Source organism: Pseudomonas fluorescens NCIMB 11764 (assembly GCF_000293885.2).
Classification (GTDB): Bacteria; Pseudomonadota; Gammaproteobacteria; order Pseudomonadales; family Pseudomonadaceae; genus Aquipseudomonas; species Aquipseudomonas fluorescens_B.
In genome coordinates, this window is sequence record NZ_CP010945.1 from 2,934,583 (window position 1) to 2,949,390 (window position 14,808).

15 protein-coding genes are annotated in these 14,808 nt (G+C 59.6%); 7 read left to right on the forward strand and 8 right to left on the reverse strand.

What is annotated here, in order from left to right:
* Positions 1 to 5: 5 nt before the first annotated feature.
* The 3 genes from B723_RS13465 to B723_RS13475 all read right to left on the reverse strand — a co-directional run bounded on the left by B723_RS13465 (position 6) and on the right by B723_RS13475 (position 2,380).
* Positions 6 to 1,223, reverse strand: coding sequence for a hypothetical protein (locus B723_RS13465; protein WP_017337118.1), 1,218 nt, complete (start codon positions 1,221 to 1,223; stop codon positions 6 to 8).
* 163 nt (positions 1,224 to 1,386) lie between these two features.
* The gene (locus B723_RS13470; RefSeq protein WP_017337119.1) at positions 1,387 to 1,782 is read right to left on the reverse strand and encodes a YbaN family protein; all 396 of its coding nucleotides are present in this window, start codon (positions 1,780 to 1,782) and stop codon (positions 1,387 to 1,389) included.
* 10 nt (positions 1,783 to 1,792) lie between these two features.
* Complete coding sequence (locus B723_RS13475) at positions 1,793 to 2,380, reverse strand: YecA family protein (protein ID WP_017337120.1); 588 nt, start codon at positions 2,378 to 2,380, stop codon at positions 1,793 to 1,795.
* 410 nt (positions 2,381 to 2,790) lie between these two features.
* Here B723_RS13475 and recQ point away from each other — a divergent pair, with 410 nt between their 5' ends.
* The 4 genes from recQ to B723_RS13495 all read left to right on the forward strand — a co-directional run bounded on the left by recQ (position 2,791) and on the right by B723_RS13495 (position 7,699).
* Positions 2,791 to 4,917 carry a DNA helicase RecQ gene (gene recQ, locus B723_RS13480; protein WP_017337121.1) on the forward strand — a complete coding sequence of 709 codons (2,127 nt, stop codon included), beginning with the start codon at positions 2,791 to 2,793 and terminating at the stop codon, positions 4,915 to 4,917.
* Between the two features lie 132 nt (positions 4,918 to 5,049).
* The gene (locus B723_RS13485; RefSeq protein WP_017337122.1) at positions 5,050 to 5,484 is read left to right on the forward strand and encodes a MarR family transcriptional regulator; all 435 of its coding nucleotides are present in this window, start codon (positions 5,050 to 5,052) and stop codon (positions 5,482 to 5,484) included.
* A 128-nt stretch (positions 5,485 to 5,612) separates the two neighbouring features.
* Positions 5,613 to 7,367, forward strand: a complete 1,755-nt coding sequence (locus tag B723_RS13490) for a FimV/HubP family polar landmark protein (RefSeq protein ID WP_017337123.1) — start codon at positions 5,613 to 5,615, stop codon at positions 7,365 to 7,367.
* A gap of 44 nt (positions 7,368 to 7,411) precedes the next feature.
* The gene (locus tag B723_RS13495; protein ID WP_017337124.1) at positions 7,412 to 7,699 is read left to right on the forward strand and encodes a SelT/SelW/SelH family protein; all 288 of its coding nucleotides are present in this window, start codon (positions 7,412 to 7,414) and stop codon (positions 7,697 to 7,699) included.
* Here B723_RS13495 and B723_RS13500 read toward each other — a convergent pair.
* Entirely contained in the window at positions 7,693 to 8,586 is an 894-nt protein-coding gene (locus tag B723_RS13500; protein WP_017337125.1) for a DMT family transporter, read from the reverse strand. The two genes, B723_RS13495 and B723_RS13500, sit on opposite strands and share 7 nt — an antisense overlap.
* Before the next feature lie 75 nt (positions 8,587 to 8,661).
* On the reverse strand, positions 8,662 to 9,420 hold the full coding sequence (locus B723_RS13505; RefSeq protein ID WP_017337126.1) for a helix-turn-helix transcriptional regulator: 759 nt from the start codon (positions 9,418 to 9,420) through the stop codon (positions 8,662 to 8,664).
* Positions 9,421 to 9,555: 135 nt separating this feature from the next.
* Between B723_RS13505 and B723_RS13510 the strand changes: the two genes are divergently transcribed.
* Positions 9,556 to 10,371: a UDP-2,3-diacylglucosamine diphosphatase gene (locus B723_RS13510; RefSeq protein ID WP_017337127.1), complete on the forward strand. Its 816-nt coding sequence runs from the start codon at positions 9,556 to 9,558 to the stop codon at positions 10,369 to 10,371.
* Between the two features lie 85 nt (positions 10,372 to 10,456).
* Here the strand turns inward: B723_RS13510 and B723_RS13515 are convergent, their stop codons facing one another.
* Positions 10,457 to 11,047 carry an HD domain-containing protein gene (locus B723_RS13515; protein WP_017337128.1) on the reverse strand — a complete coding sequence of 197 codons (591 nt, stop codon included), beginning with the start codon at positions 11,045 to 11,047 and terminating at the stop codon, positions 10,457 to 10,459.
* 99 nt (positions 11,048 to 11,146) lie between these two features.
* On the reverse strand, positions 11,147 to 11,458 hold the full coding sequence (locus B723_RS13520; RefSeq protein WP_017337129.1) for a DUF962 domain-containing protein: 312 nt from the start codon (positions 11,456 to 11,458) through the stop codon (positions 11,147 to 11,149).
* A 160-nt stretch (positions 11,459 to 11,618) separates the two neighbouring features.
* On the opposite strand from B723_RS13520, the gene B723_RS13525 reads away from it, so the two are divergent.
* Complete coding sequence (locus B723_RS13525) at positions 11,619 to 12,680, forward strand: AraC family transcriptional regulator (RefSeq protein WP_017337130.1); 1,062 nt, start codon at positions 11,619 to 11,621, stop codon at positions 12,678 to 12,680.
* Here the strand turns inward: B723_RS13525 and B723_RS13530 are convergent.
* Positions 12,637 to 14,091 (reverse strand): TrkH family potassium uptake protein, encoded by a 1,455-nt coding sequence (locus B723_RS13530; protein ID WP_017337131.1) that lies wholly within the window; start codon positions 14,089 to 14,091, stop codon positions 12,637 to 12,639. The genes B723_RS13525 and B723_RS13530 overlap by 44 nt on opposite strands.
* A gap of 122 nt (positions 14,092 to 14,213) precedes the next feature.
* On the opposite strand from B723_RS13530, the gene B723_RS13535 reads away from it, so the two are divergent.
* Positions 14,214 to 14,780, forward strand: a complete 567-nt coding sequence (locus B723_RS13535; RefSeq protein ID WP_017337132.1) for an NAD(P)H nitroreductase — start codon at positions 14,214 to 14,216, stop codon at positions 14,778 to 14,780.
* Positions 14,781 to 14,808 lie beyond the last annotated feature (28 nt).

A 14,808-nucleotide genomic window follows, 5' to 3' on the forward strand; every position in this document is an offset into this window, starting at 1 on the left:
GTTTTTTAGCTTTTGGAAGGGGCTCGTGCAACGACAGTCCATTTATTGGATTCAGCCATTTCATCTTCCGTCAGGGCACTGATTTCATAGGTGCTCCCGACTGTCAGATCATTTTGGAAAAAGGCCCATCTGCCCTCACCGTTGGTGGTCTCTGATTTTTGTTGGGTAACGCCGTTGAGCTTGATCTTGACCGCGCTGTTCGGCGTGAAGTCGCCCCTGGCAATAAACCAGTTCTCGTTTATGTTTCCGCCATCAGAAATTACGTTTCCGTCGACATCATATATACGGGTGTTTGTCGGTGCTGCGGTGGCCGCTTCCACGGTAACCGTGTACGGCCCAGCCGTGCCTCCACCGGTGTATTTTGCGGTGACGGTGAAGGCGTAGGTGTCGTTGGTCAGCAGGCCTGTAGGGTGTTTGTAGCGACCGGTTGTTGCATCCACGGTCGCTTCACCCAACGTTACGCCGTCTTTGAAGACTTCAACCTTCGCCCCCTTTTCACCTTCGCCTTCCACAAACAGCTCGGTATCGCTTGTCGTGGAATTATCCGGAATCACGGTCCCGGCCGCGTTGGTGATCTTGTCGAGGGTTACCGGCTCGATACCTTCCTCTATCACGGTGAACTTGAAAGGGGTCGACACGTTGTTGTTGGAACCCTTGATCGTGATGCTGTAGGAACCGGGTTTCAGGTCTTTCAGTTCGACCGTGTATTGTCCGCAGGCATTGGCTAATCCCGTTTCAAGTGGAGTATCGCCGTTAAACGCTTGAGCATTTTGATTCGGGATCGAATTGCCGTTGATGATGACTTCTGTAGCGCTGATGATGTCATCTTCGGCAATCGGGTTCCCGTCGCTGAGTACTTCGTTGATGATCGGCGTCGCGGTAGCCGCCGTAAATCTTTTGGGCAGTGACGAAGGGTTGGGACTCCATTGGCCTACGGCGCGTACGCTGTAGCAATCGAAGTTCTTCAAGTCGAGCAGCGGGCTTTCAAAATTGCCAAGATCGTCGGTGTCTGCTTCGCCCAGTTTTTCCAGCAGGTTCATGATCGAAACTTTGTTTCTCGGTTCAGCGTTGATGCCGGAAACTTTGATGGCCGTTTCGTAAGTAGTCCTGTTAACGACGGAAACGCCATTACGATCGACGATCGTGCGGACTTCTAATAAGAGATTTTCTTCAACCAGCTCGTTGGACGTCTGCGATGGATTGTTCGAGGGAAAATCGGTCATGATCATGACTCCGGTTGGTCAAGGGGACGGAGTGATTTAAGGCCTCGAGCAGTTGAGTTGGCTACTGTCAGAAATAACAGGTTTGATGGGGTTTCCGATGAGCGGAGGGGGCGATGATGGAAGTTGAAAGAGGACTTATCCGCTATTAATAGCGAAGAGAGTTTCAGGATTTACGCAACGTCTTCTGCCGAACGATGTAGATCGTCACCAGCACCGCACTGGTCAGCATAAAACCGCGCGCCCACGGCAGGGGCACCAGGTAACACGACAACAGAATGCTCACCCACATAAGGCCAATCGCGTAGACCTTGCCCTTGAGCGGAATGCCGTTGCCGTCGAGGTAGTCGCGAATCCACGGGCCCAGCCGCGGATGCTCCACCAGCCAGCTATAAAAGCGCGGTGAACTGCGAGCGAAGCACGCGGCCGCCAGTAGCAGGAAAGGCGTGGTGGGCAACACCGGCAGGAAAATCCCGATCACCCCCAGCGCTACGCTCAGCCAGCCGATGGCCAGCAGCCCGTAACGCAACATCAGGGAGCGGTGGCCTATGGGGTTGTCCATAGGCAGAACCTTAGTGGTGACGTGGCTTGAGGATCGCCGGTTTTTCGTCTGGCGCGTTGCACAGCAGGTACAGCGCGGTCAGGGCTTCCGGGATCTGCACGATCATGTCGTCCATCAGGTTGGCGTCTTTGGCGATGTCTTCGAACTCAGGCTGTTCGTCGAACAGGCCGGAACCGACCATGATCGGCAGCAGCATTTCGCTGACTTCGTCTTCGGCGGTTTCGAACCAGGCGGCTTCGCGCAGGAACACGCCTTCCATGAAGCCGATGCACCAGCCGCGCAGGTCGGAGTCATCCGGCTCGTCGCCAAGGTCGAGGTCGCATGGCAGCTCGAACTCTTCATCGGATGCCAGTTGGCGAGCGATGTGGGCCTTGAGGGCCAGCAGGGTGGATTCGATCGCTTCACGCTCGGTGTCGTCGGCGTAATGCGGCTCTTCGGCGAAGAGGGCATCGATCCATTCGCGGTCGGGAACGCTTTCGGAACAGATCGACAAGGCGGTGAGGTAGCCGTGGGCGGCCACGTAGTCCAGCGCCTCGTCATGCAGTTCATCAGCGTCGAGGAAGACTTGCAGGCGGGTTAGTTGCTCAGCGAAGGACATTAAAGGGCTACCTTGGGAATTAAACAGATGCGGGAATTCTAGGCCTTCTTGAGCACTCAGGCCAGCCGCGCGGGATATTTGCAACGCTGGGACCTCACAAACACCGCAATCCCTGTGGGAGCGAGCCTGCTCGCGATGAGGTCGGTACATCCAATACATTTATCGCCTGACATGCCGCCATCGCGAGCAGGCTCGCTCCCACAGGGATTGCGGTGTTTGTCCTTATGTGTCTTCTCAGCGGCGCCCTTTGCAAGCGAGGCCTCGGGTATACTCCCGCGTTTTGTGATGCCCTGCTGGCGTCGCGGCTGAAATGTGAAGCGTCATGCAATGTGCACTTACGATTTGTCAGTGCAGTCTTGCGGATCCTGACCCAGCCTTGCAGGGATGTTTCGGTGATTTTTGGAGTTTTTATGCTCGAACAGGCTCAACGCGTCCTCAAGGACATCTTCGGCTACGACAGTTTCCGTGGCCGTCAGGGTGCGATCATTGAGCGCGTGGCCAGTGGCGGCGACGCCCTGGTACTGATGCCTACCGGTGGCGGCAAATCCCTGTGCTTCCAGGTGCCGGCGCTGTTGCGCGAAGGCCTGGCGGTGGTGGTGTCGCCGCTGATCGCGCTGATGGACGACCAGGTGGCGACCCTCGAGGAACTGGGCGTCGCCGCCGCTGCGTTGAACTCCACGCTGAGCGCCGAGCAACAACGCGACCTCGCCGCGCGGATCAAACGCGGTGAAGTGAAAATGCTTTATCTGGCGCCTGAGCGTCTGGTCCAGCCGCGCATGCTGGCCTTCCTGCAAAGCCTTGAAATCGCCTTGTTCGCCATCGACGAAGCGCATTGCGTGTCGCAATGGGGTCACGACTTCCGCCGCGAATACCTGCAACTGGGTCAGTTGGCGGAGTTGTTCCCCAACGTCCCGCGCATCGCCCTCACCGCGACTGCCGACAAGCGCACCCGGGAAGAGATCGTCGATCGCCTGCATCTGCAGAATGCCGAACGCTTCCTCTCCAGTTTCGACCGTCCGAACATTTTCTATCGCATCGTGCCCAAGGAACAGCCGCGCAAGCAGTTGTTGGCGTTCCTCGCCGAACGACGCAGCGATGCCGGCATCGTCTATTGCCTGTCGCGCAAAAAAGTCGACGAAGTGGCGGTGTTCCTCAGCGAGCAAGGCTTCCCGGCCCTGCCGTATCACGCCGGTCTGGCCAACGAAACCCGTGCCCACCACCAGAAGCGCTTCCTCAACGAGGAAGGCCTGATCATGGTCGCCACCGTGGCATTCGGCATGGGCATCGACAAGCCCAACGTGCGTTTCGTCGCGCACCTCGATCTGCCGAAATCCCTTGAGGCGTACTACCAGGAAACCGGGCGCGGCGGCCGTGACGGTCTGCCGGCGGATGCGTGGATGGCCTACGGCCTGCAAGACGTGGTGATGCTCAAGCAGATGCTGCAGAACTCCGAAGGTGACGAGCGTCACAAGCGTCTGGAGCAGCACAAGCTCGACGCGATGCTCTCCCTCTGCGAAGAAACCCGCTGCCGGCGTCAAACCTTGCTGGCCTACTTCGACGAAGACATGCCCGAGCCGTGTGGCCACTGCGACAACTGCGTCGACGGCGTACAGACCTGGGACGCCACCGAGCCGGCCCGTCAGGCGCTCTCGGCGATTTACCGCACCGGTCAGCGTTATGGCGTCGGCCATCTGGTGGATGTGTTGTTGGGCAAGGACAACGAAAAAGTCCGCAGCTTTGGCCATCAGCATCTGTCGGTATACGGTGTCGGCAAGGCGATGGGCGAGAGTGAGTGGCGTTCCCTGTTCCGGCAGCTGGTGGCCCGTGGTCTGGCCGATATCGATCTCGAAGGCTACGGCGGCCTGCGCCTCAGTGACACCTGCCGGCCTCTGCTCAAAGGCGAAGTGACGCTGGAATTGCGCCGCGACCTCAAGCCGCAAACCACGGCGAAAAGCAGCAAGAGCCAGGCGAGCCAACTGGTCCGTGGCGAAGAGCGCGAACAGTGGGAAGCCTTGCGTGCCTTGCGTCGCAAGCTCGCCGAAGAGCACGGTGTGCCGCCTTATGTCATCTTCCCCGATTCGACGTTGCTGGAAATGCTCCGCAGCCAACCGACTTCGCTGTCGGAAATGGCCACGGTCAGCGGCGTCGGTGCACGCAAACTCGAACGGTATGGCGAGGCCTTCCTCGAAGTGCTCGGTGGCCAGGTCGAGGCACCGAAAGTGGTGGCCGACGTGCGCCACGAACTGATCACCCTCGCTCGGGCCGGCATGACGCCGCTGCAAATTGCCGGTCAATTGCAGTGCTCGGAAAAGAATGTCTACACCATGCTCGCCGAAGCCATTGGCAAGCAGCAGTTGTCGCTGGAACAGGCGCTGGACCTGCCCGAAGACTTGATGGGCGAAGTCCAGGATGCGTTTCTCGACGGCGAGGGCGAGTTGCCGCCGGTGGCGGAGATTGCCGCGCTGTTCGCCGGTCGCGTGCCGGAAGGTGTTTTGTACTGTGTTCGAGCCGCGCTGCAATCGGAATTCGAGATCTGAATTTCAAATCCCGGACAGGGTTGTATTGATGTAACGATTCAGTACATAGCAAGCCTTGCCTCTGGGCAAGGGTCATGCTTAGCTGACTAATAATTAGTTTTTCTCTTATTTCAGTCTAACCATGAGTGTTTTATGCCGTTAACCGATCAACACCGCTTTGGCATGCAACTGGCCCAGATGTCGCGCGGCTGGCGTGCCGAACTGGACCGCCGTCTGGCCGGTCTGGGTTTGTCCCAGGCGCGCTGGCTGGTGTTGCTGCATCTGGCGCGTTTCGAAGAGGCACCGACCCAGCGCGAACTGGCGCAAAGCGTCGGCGTCGAAGGGCCGACCCTGGCGCGATTGCTCGACAGTCTGGAGAGTCAGGGCCTTGTCCAGCGTCAGGCCGTGGTGGAAGACCGCCGGGCGAAAAAAATCCTCCTCTGTGCCCCGGCCCGTCCCCTGATCGAACAAATTGAAACCATTGCCACTCAACTGCGTCACGAGCTGTTTGAAGGCGTCGACGAGGCGGATTTGAAGGTCTGCATGCGCGTTCACGGGCACATCCTGGCCAACCTGGAAAAATCTTGAGGCAGAACCGGGTGTAAGGTTTTTGAGATACCCCGTTCGGCAGACTATAAAGAACTACTAGGCAATATCGTGTTCGTACCGGATGTGCGAACACGCACCGGTTGGTTCTGGTTATCTAAGGGATGCTCATGCTCGAGAGTTGGCACGTTGTAATGCGCTGGTGCGCCAGGCTGGTTCTGGCGGGTGGGGCCGTGACTTACTCTGCATTCGCCCCTGCTTTGGGCCTGGGAGAAATCACCGTGCATTCGGCGCTGAATCAACCGCTGCGTGCCGACATCGATCTGGTGGATGCTGCCGGTCTGGAGGAGGGCGATCTGTCCGTCAGTCTGGCGACCGCGGACGAATTCAGTCGCGCCGGTGTCGAGCGGGTGTTCTTTCTCAATGACCTGAAGTTCACGCCCATCCTGCGGGGCAACCGCAGTCTGATCCGGGTGAGCTCCAATAAAGTCGTCAACGAACCTTTCCTGAATTTCCTCGTGCAGCTCAATCAGCCCAATGGGCGTGTGCTGCGCGAGTACACGGTGCTGATCGATCCGCCGGGCACGCCGGGGATCGTGCCGGTGACTGACGAACCGGTCGCCAACTCCCCGAACTCTCCATACCCGAGCGTCAAACCGGCCGTTGCACCGCCCGCCGCGGCCAAAAAAACGGCCCCTAAAGTTGAACAGCCCGCCGCGCCCGTCATTGATCCCGTCGCCGAGCAATTGGCCGCCAGCGTGCTACAAAACCAGCAACTGCAAAAAAACGTCGATGAACTGAATGCAAGACTTCAGGTCCAGGACGAACAGATCACCGGTCAGAAAAAACAGATAACCGAGCTGCAAACGCAATTGGCGGAGGCCCAGGCGCCCCCGGTTACGCCTGAGGTTATCGCGCCAGCCCCGGTCGCGTTGCAAGCGCCCGAGACCTCCAACTGGCCAATGATCATCGGATTGTTGGCGTTGGTGTCATTGCTGTTGCTGGGCTGGTTCGTTCGTCGCCAACGACAGCAGGTTCCCGTCCAGGCCGAGGATCCTCCCGTTTTGCCGTCGCGACACGAGCCGGTACTCGATCAATCCGTGGAGCCGTCAGCGAAGCCCGCCCCACTGACATCTGCGCACGAACATCATGATGAAACGCCGTCAGGGGATGTACTGGAAGGCGTCGGCATCTACCTGGCCTATGGTCGTTTTTCCGAAGCGGCTGGCTTGTTGCGCGATGCTTTGGCGAAGGAACCACAGCGCACGGATCTGGCCGTGCAGTTGCTGGAAGTCCTCGGCAAGCAAGGTGACGGGCCCGCCTATGACGTCCAGGAAAACAGCCTGCGAGAGGCCGGGTTCGATGCTCAGCAACTTCAGGACATTCGTGCCCGCTACCCGAAACTGGCCAATGCGGTGCCAGTGGCTGCAGCGACAGCCATCACAACACCGGTGAAATCCGAAGAATCGCCAGGCGACGAGTTCCAGCTGAATCTGGATGACCTGTCGATGGATTCCAACTGGGACCTGGTCAGTCCGTTTGAAAACACTAAACCCGCGTACAAACGACCCGAGGTTGCCGAACCTGCGTTCACCTCGAACCTGCACGTGATGCCCGATGTGTTCGAGATGCCTGAAGAGCCGACATTGGACGAGCCTGAGTTGGAGTGGGTCGCGGAACCTGACTCACAGTCTCTGGACGACGATTTTCTCAACGAGTTCAAGGATGCCGACCCGTCATTCGAGCTTGAAGCGCTGAGCCTGGAACCCGCCGTGCCGGACAACGCAGGCAAACTGGAACAGGCTCAGAACTGTATCGATGACGGCGATCTGAACAGTGCCATCGAGCTGCTGAACGAATTGCTCAAGGACGGCGATGAGCCGCTTAAACAAACCGCTCGGACATTGTTGGCCGGTATTCGCTGAACCACTATCATGGCGACGCCCTCTGGTTCAGGAGTTCCCTCGTCATGACCGCGCACAAACCGGAAATCGTCATCACCTACTGCACGCAATGCCAATGGCTGTTGCGTGCCGCGTGGCTGGCGCAAGAGCTGCTCAGTACCTTTGGCGATGACTTGGGCAAGGTGTCGCTGGTGCCTGGCACCGGTGGTGTGTTTCACGTTTTCTGTAACGACGTGCAGATCTGGGAGCGCAAGGCGGACGGCGGTTTTCCGGAGGCCAAGGTGCTGAAGCAACGGGTCCGCGATCAGATCGATCCGGACCGCGACCTCGGGCACAACGACCGCACTCAGTGAGACGCGGCTTCGGCAGTGACCGTTTTCTTGCTTGAACCGCCGGAGAGCCTGCTGGTCACCACAATCGCAACGATGATCAAGGCGCCGCCGATCAGCATGCGCAGCGTCGGGTTTTCATTGAACAGCAGCCACGCCATGGTGATGCCGTACACCGGCTCCAGCGCAAACACCACGGCGGCGGTGCGCGCCTTGATCACCGCGAGGCTGGCGACGAACAGGCTGTGAGCGACGCCGGTGCAGAAAACCCCGAGCAGGCCGATCCACAGCCAGTCAATGGCACGGACTTCGCTCAACTGAGGCGCCGCCACTGGCAGCAAACACAACGCGACCACCACGTTCTGGCACAGCGCCGCCTGTACCGGCGGAATTCTTGCGGAGCTGGCCCGGTTGGTCAGGGACAGTAGCGCGAACAGTAAACCGGAGCCCATCGCCCACAACAGGCCGGTGGTGGCGCCGCTGGCAAGATCGAAATCAGGCGTGACCAGCACCAGCCCGACACTCACCAGCACCACCAGCAGGATTTCATTGGCGCGAATCCGCTCGCGGAAAACAAGCCCTTCCAGGATCACGGTAAATGCCGGAAAACTGGCGAAACCCAAGGTCGCGATCGCCACACCTGCGACCTTCACCGCGATAAAAAAACTCACCCAGTGCCCGGCCAGCAGCAAACCGCTGAGCAGCAGGCGGCGCCAGTCCACGGCTTGCAGTTTCTGCCAGCGCGTCTGGCTGGCGAACCGCGCGAAAACGGCCAGGGCGAGCACGGCAAAGGCAGCGCGACCGAAGACGATGACGGCGGGGGAGGCGGCGGCGAGTTTGCCGAACACACCGGTCAGGCCAAACATCAGAGCGCCGATATGCAAAGCGCCGAGGGCGGTACGGGGAGTCATTGCGATCCTTGACAGTGAACCAAACGGAGTACATTGAACCGCGTGAGAACAGTTATGTCTGTCGTCAGGCTCGCATTATTTGTCGCCAGCCTCGCGCCGCAATTTGCCGGGGGAAGCCCCAAACTCTCGCAACACTGCCGCTGAAAACGCACTTTGCGAGCTGTAGCCAACCCGGCTGGCAATCTCGCCGATGGGCAATGCCGAATCCCGCAACAGACTCACGGCCATGTGCAAACGACGACTGCGAATGTAGTCCATCGGCGTCTGCCCGCATTCAGCGACAAACCGCGCATGCAGCCTAGCGCTGGACAACCCGGCGATGCGCGCCAGATCAGCGACTTGCAGCGGGTAGGCCGCGTACTGATCGATGTGCGCGTTCAACGCGGCGTAGGGCAGGCGCCGCCCGCCCGTCACGTGTGGCCTGGCATGGTTGAGGCTGGCCAGCAACAGCACCGCGCCTTGTTGCGCGATCAGCGGGTCGCTGACCTGACTGCCCGCCAGCCAGTTCACCAATTGATTTTGCCCGGCATCCAGGGGCAGGCGCCCGGCGTTGTCGAGCAAACGGCGGCTGGCATCGGCGTGCTCGCCAAGCGACTGAGCCACCCATTGATCACTGGGCACGTCCAGCACCAGGCAGCGGCTGCCATTGGCGCTGCCACAGGCATGATGGAAACCGGACGGAACCACCACGAAACTCTGCTGAACCACCTGGCTGCCATGCCCGTCGACCTCGAAATCCAGCGCGCCCGAGAGCCCGAACACCAGTTGCGCGTGGTCGTGACTGTGGACGATCAGGTCGTGAGTGTATTGGCGCAGCGTGAGGATCGGTCTCATCGCAGGTCTCCCGGGTAAGGCCGTCAGTCTACACCGAGGCCGTCCATGCGCGCTGTCACAGGACTGACTTGTCATTGTCATGGGCAATTAACCGGGCCGGCGCAAGCTTGCAAAAACAATCGCAGAGGGTTGCCCATGACCAGCGCCGAGCTCGCCAAACCCAGTCGTAAGCAACGTGTGCGGACCTTATGGATTTCCGATGTGCACCTGGGCACCCGGGATTGCCAGGCCGAGCACTTGTCGCAGTTTCTCAAGGGCTACCACGCGGACAAGATCTACCTGGTCGGCGACATTATCGATGGCTGGAAACTGCGCAGTGGCATGTACTGGCCGCAAGCGCACACCAACGTGATCCGTCGCCTGTTGACCATGAGCAAGCGCGGCACCGAGGTGATCTACGTCACCGGCAACCACGACGAATTCCTGCGCCGTTACTCGAAGCTGATTCTGGGCAACATTCAATTGGTGGATGAAGCGGTGCACGTGACTGCCGATGGCCGTCATTTGCTGGTGATCCATGGTGACCAGTTTGACGTGATCACCCGTTATCACCGCTGGCTGGCCTTTCTCGGCGACTCGGCCTACGAATTCACCCTGACCCTCAACCGTTGGCTCAACCACTGGCGTGCGCGTTATGGCTACGGTTACTGGTCGCTGTCGGCGTACCTCAAGCACAAGGTGAAAACCGCCGTCAGCTTCATCAGCGACTTCGAAGAAGCCATCGCCCACGAATGCGTCAAACGCGAATTGCACGGGGTGGTGTGCGGGCACATTCACCATGCCGAAATCCGCAAGGTCGGCGAAGTGGACTACCTCAATTGCGGGGACTGGGTGGAATCGTGCACGGCGCTGATCGAGCATTGGGATGGTTCGATCGAGTTGTTCCGGTTGGCGGATGCCCAGGCGCGGGAGGCAGAATTGAAGACTAGCAAGGCCGCGGAGCCCGCGTAAAAAATCAAAACATCGCAGCCTTCGGCAGCTCCAACATGGAAATGTGGCCCTCTGTAGGAGCTGCCGAAGGCTGCGATCTTTGATCTTAGGCCGGCATATGCTCTTCCATCGCCGCCTTGTAAATTGAATGTTTGGGCTGGGCAAACAACCGCTCCATCATCGGCTCGAAGAAACTCAGCGGCAGCGTGTCGTAATCCGGATCAAACGCCGCCGCATCGTACTTCGCGCAGAATTCGATGGTCGCCTGATACTGCGGATGTCCGCTGAACTGCTCGCGCAGATGTCGATCCATGCCCAAGTGATGGAAGAAGTAGTAGCCCTGGAAGATCCCGTGTTTCTCCACCATCCACAGATTCTCGGCGCTGACGAAGGGCTTGAGGATCGCCGCTGCGATGTCTGGATGGTTGTAGGAGCCCAAGGTGTCGCCGATGTCGTGAAGCAGGGCGCACACCACGTACTCTTCGTCGCGGCCATCGCGCCAGGCACGGCTGGCGGTTTGCAGCGAATGGGTCAGACGATCCACCGGGAAGCCGCCAAAATCACCCTCAAGCAGTTTCAGGTGCGCCACAATCCGTGTCGGCAATTGTCTCGCATAGGCACTGAAGTCGGCGGCGATGATCGCCCAGTCCTCCTGCGTACCGTCCTGCATGTGGGTGAAACGGGCATTGGCATTCATCGGCTATCCTCTTGTTCTTGTCGAAAGGGATTTTTCCAGTGTAGGACCTGTGACCATCAGCACACTGACTGCGCAGGACGCATTGCTGGCCAATCGGGCCTAGAACGGCACGCGGCCCAGAATCATGTCGCGGTACATGACGAAGTCGCCAAGCAGGCTGTAAAGCGGATGTTGAAAAGTCGCAGGACGGTTCTTTTCAAAGAAGAAATGCCCGACCCAGGCGAAGCTGTAGCCGGCCAGCGGAACGGCCAGCAACAACAGCCAGGCGCCTTTGCCGATGGTCAGGGCCAGAATGAAAATAACCAGTGTCGTGCCGATGAAGTGCAATCGTCGGCAGGTACTGTTGCTGTGTTCACTCAGGTAATACGGGTAAAACTCGGCGAAGCTATTGAAACGTTTGAAGTTTTCCACGACTGCGATCTCTGTGGTTATTGTTCTGATTGCAAGTTGTTCTGCGGGTAGCTTATTTGAGTCTAGAGTGATCATTGGCATCAGCCAGTGACAATGGGCGCCACTTTAGTATCCTTCGGAAATTGGCCGTAGCATGCGGCTCACCATGTAAGTAAACGCCATGAGCGAAAGAACGACTTCTGCAAGCTGGGCGATGGGGATTGTCAAAGCACTGGAAATGGACGGCCTGGATTGCCGGGTTCTGTTCAAACAGCTGGGGCTCGACTACGCGTCACTGGACGATCCGGATGCACGCTTCCCGCAAGATTCCATGACACGACTGTGGCAGCGCGCCGTCGAGCTGTCCGGCAACCCGGCGATCGGCCTGAACATGGGCAAGGTGGTACGACCGGCCTCCTTCCATGTGGCCGGTTATGCCTTGATGTCCAGTCAGACCCTGGCCGAAGGCTTTCAACGGCTGGTGCGTTATCAGCGGATCATCGCCGAAAGTGCCGACCTGAGTTTCCGTCTGCTGGACGAGGGTTATGCGCTGATTCTGACGGTCCACGGCGACCACCTGCCACCGACCCGACAAAGTGCCGAAGCCTCGCTGGCCTGCGCGCTCGCATTGTGCGGCTGGCTGACCGGGCGCACCCTGCAACCGCGCAAGGTGCTGGTGCAGGGCGAACAGCCCGCCGATCTTGAACCTTATAAACAAGCCTTCCATGCGCCGTTGGTGTTCAACGCGCCCTATGACGCGCTGATCTTCGAACGCGCCGACATGGAAGCACCGTTGCCGACCGCCAACGAGGCCATGGCGCTGCTGCATGACCGCTTTGCCGGCGAATACCTGGCGCGGTTTTCCGAAAGCCGCGTGACCCACAAGGCGCGGCAGGTGTTGTGCCGCTTGCTGCCCCAGGGCGAACCCAAGCGCGATACCGTGGCGCAAACGCTGCACCTGTCACAACGGACGTTACAGCGGCGCTTGCAGGAAGAGGGCACGAGTTTTCAGACGTTGCTCGATGACACCCGGCGCGAACTGGCCGAGCAATACCTCGCGCAGCCCACCATGACCCTGCTGGAAATTGCCTACCTGTTGGGGTTCGCCGATCCGAGCAACTTCTTCCGCGCCTTCCGACGCTGGTTCGACGCCACGCCCGGCGAGTACCGGGTGCGGCTGATGGAAGCGCCGAATCGGGTCAGTGACGCCAGAACGCCGGAATACACAGAACGAACACCGTGATGATCTCGAGTCGGCCGAGCAGCATGCCGAACGAGAGAATCCATTTGGCGGCATCCGGCAGCGTGGCGAAGTTGCCCGCCGGGCCGATGGTCTCGCCGAGACCCGGCCCGACGCCCGACACGGTACTGGCCGCGCCGGTCAGGGCGGTCATCCAGTCGACGCCGAGCAGCGACAGCAGCAAGGCGATCACGCAGATGGTGATGGCGAAGAAGAACGAGAACGTCAGGATCGAACGCACGATCTCTTCGTCGAGCCGGTGGCCGTTGTACTTCTGCTTGATCACCGCGCGGGGGTGAATCAGCTGGTTAAGGTTGGCCTTGAGCAGTATGTAGGCAACCTGGAAGCGGAAGATCTTGATCCCGCCCGCAGTCGATCCCGAGCAACCGCCGACAAACCCCAGATAGAAGAACAGCATCAGCGAGAAATTGCCCCAGAGGCTGTAGTCCCCTAATGCAAATCCTGTCGTCGTCACCACCGATGTAACGTTCAGCGCCACATGCCGCAGCGCGTCCAGCCAATGCAGCTGGGTGGTCCACCAGTACCAGGTGCCGAGCACCAGCCACGTCACCAGTAACATGCCGAGCAAGCCTTGAACCTGCTGATCCTTGATGAGGGCCCGGCGGTTACCGCGCAAGGTGGCCACGTACAGCGTGAACGGCAGACTGCCGAGAATCATGATGACGACCGCCACCCAGTGCACCGCCGGTTGCGTCCACTTGGCCAGGGACTGGTCGGAGGTGGAGAAACCGCCGGTGGAAATTGCCGACATCGCGTGGTTGATCGCGTCGAACGGGCTCATTCCCGCCCACCAGAACGCCAGGCTGCCGAAAATGGTGATGCCGACGTAGGCCGCTACGATCAACCGCGCCACCATGTGCGAACGGGGCATGACTTTTTCGGAGCGGTCCGACGACTCGGTCTGAAACAGGCGCATGCCACCAATGCGCAGCAATGGCAGAATCGCGACCGCCATGCCGATGAAGCCGATGCCACCGATCCAGTGCAGCAATGAGCGCCACATCAGGATGCCGGGGGACATGTCATCCAGATGATTGAGCACCGTTGACCCGGTGGCGGTAATGCCGGACATGCTTTCGAAGAACGAGTCGGTGTAGCTGATGTGCTGGGTCAACAGGAACGGCAGTGCGGCGAAGATGCACACCACCAGCCAGCTGCTGACGGTCAGCAGGTACATGTCTCGCGGACGCAGGTGCACGTGCTCGGGACGACCGGGAATGACCAGCGCGAGGCCGGCGACAAAGGTGATCATGCTGGCCCAGAGGAACGACGGCAGGTCGCCGGTGCGCTCGAAAATCACCAGGGTGGCCATGGGCACGACCATGGCGATCGCCAGCGTGATCAGGAAGAGGCCGATGATGAAACCAATGAGACGTAAGGTCGGCAACGCCATGAAGTCCGCTCGGGCTGAAAGTAGGAAGGGCGCCATTCTACCCGTGGGGCAGGGCATGTAAACCGGCATCCCCGAGGCACTTGCAGCTAGAATAGCCAGACATTTTTTTCAGGAGGTGGCCGATGCAGGCTCTCGACGCTTTGCTCAACCGTGTTTCCGTTCCACGACTGGTCGACCCGGCCCCCAGCGCCGAGCAGCGCGAAGTGCTGTTTGGTGCCGCGATGCGTGCACCTGACCACGGCCATTTGCAGCCTTGGCGCTTCCTGACAGTCGAAGGCGCAGCGCGTGAGCAGATGGGCGAGTTGCTGGCCGAAGCTGCAAAACTGCAGGACGGCGATGTGTCCGAAGCTGCGCTGGACAAGGCGCGCAACGGCCCGCTGCGCGCACCGCTGGTGATCGTGGTGATCGCGCGGGTGCAGGATCACGTCAAATACCCGAAGTCCGAGCAACTGCTGGCGGCTGGCTGCGCAGCGCACGGGATTTTGCTGGCGGCGTATGCGCAAGGGATTGGCGCGGTGTGGCGCACCGGTGATCTGGCGTATTCGGCGCATGTGGCCCAAGGGTTGGGATTGGCGGAAGGGGAAGAGGTGATTGCGTTTCTTTACCTGGGCACGCCGCAGAAAGAACCGCGCGTTGCGGAAAAAGCAGACCTCACCGAGTTCGTCAGCGCCTGGCCCGGCAAGGCCTGACACCACCGATCAAATGTGGGAGTGGGCT

Excerpts from the sequence above, each read along its gene's own strand:
- B723_RS13465 (WP_017337118.1), bottom strand. The coding sequence starts at position 1,223 with ATGACCGATTTTCCCTCGAACAATCCATCGCAGACGTCCAACGAGCTG.
- B723_RS13470 (WP_017337119.1), bottom strand. The coding sequence starts at position 1,782 with ATGGACAACCCCATAGGCCACCGCTCCCTGATGTTGCGTTACGGGCTG.
- B723_RS13475 (WP_017337120.1), bottom strand. The coding sequence starts at position 2,380 with ATGTCCTTCGCTGAGCAACTAACCCGCCTGCAAGTCTTCCTCGACGCT.
- recQ (WP_017337121.1), top strand. The coding sequence starts at position 2,791 with ATGCTCGAACAGGCTCAACGCGTCCTCAAGGACATCTTCGGCTACGAC.
- B723_RS13485 (WP_017337122.1), top strand. The coding sequence starts at position 5,050 with ATGCCGTTAACCGATCAACACCGCTTTGGCATGCAACTGGCCCAGATG.
- B723_RS13490 (WP_017337123.1), top strand. The coding sequence starts at position 5,613 with ATGCTCGAGAGTTGGCACGTTGTAATGCGCTGGTGCGCCAGGCTGGTT.
- B723_RS13495 (WP_017337124.1), top strand. The coding sequence starts at position 7,412 with ATGACCGCGCACAAACCGGAAATCGTCATCACCTACTGCACGCAATGC.
- B723_RS13500 (WP_017337125.1), bottom strand. The coding sequence starts at position 8,586 with ATGACTCCCCGTACCGCCCTCGGCGCTTTGCATATCGGCGCTCTGATG.
- B723_RS13505 (WP_017337126.1), bottom strand. The coding sequence starts at position 9,420 with ATGAGACCGATCCTCACGCTGCGCCAATACACTCACGACCTGATCGTC.
- B723_RS13510 (WP_017337127.1), top strand. The coding sequence starts at position 9,556 with ATGACCAGCGCCGAGCTCGCCAAACCCAGTCGTAAGCAACGTGTGCGG.
- B723_RS13515 (WP_017337128.1), bottom strand. The coding sequence starts at position 11,047 with ATGAATGCCAATGCCCGTTTCACCCACATGCAGGACGGTACGCAGGAG.
- B723_RS13525 (WP_017337130.1), top strand. The coding sequence starts at position 11,619 with ATGAGCGAAAGAACGACTTCTGCAAGCTGGGCGATGGGGATTGTCAAA.
- B723_RS13530 (WP_017337131.1), bottom strand. The coding sequence starts at position 14,091 with ATGGCGTTGCCGACCTTACGTCTCATTGGTTTCATCATCGGCCTCTTC.
- B723_RS13535 (WP_017337132.1), top strand. The coding sequence starts at position 14,214 with ATGCAGGCTCTCGACGCTTTGCTCAACCGTGTTTCCGTTCCACGACTG.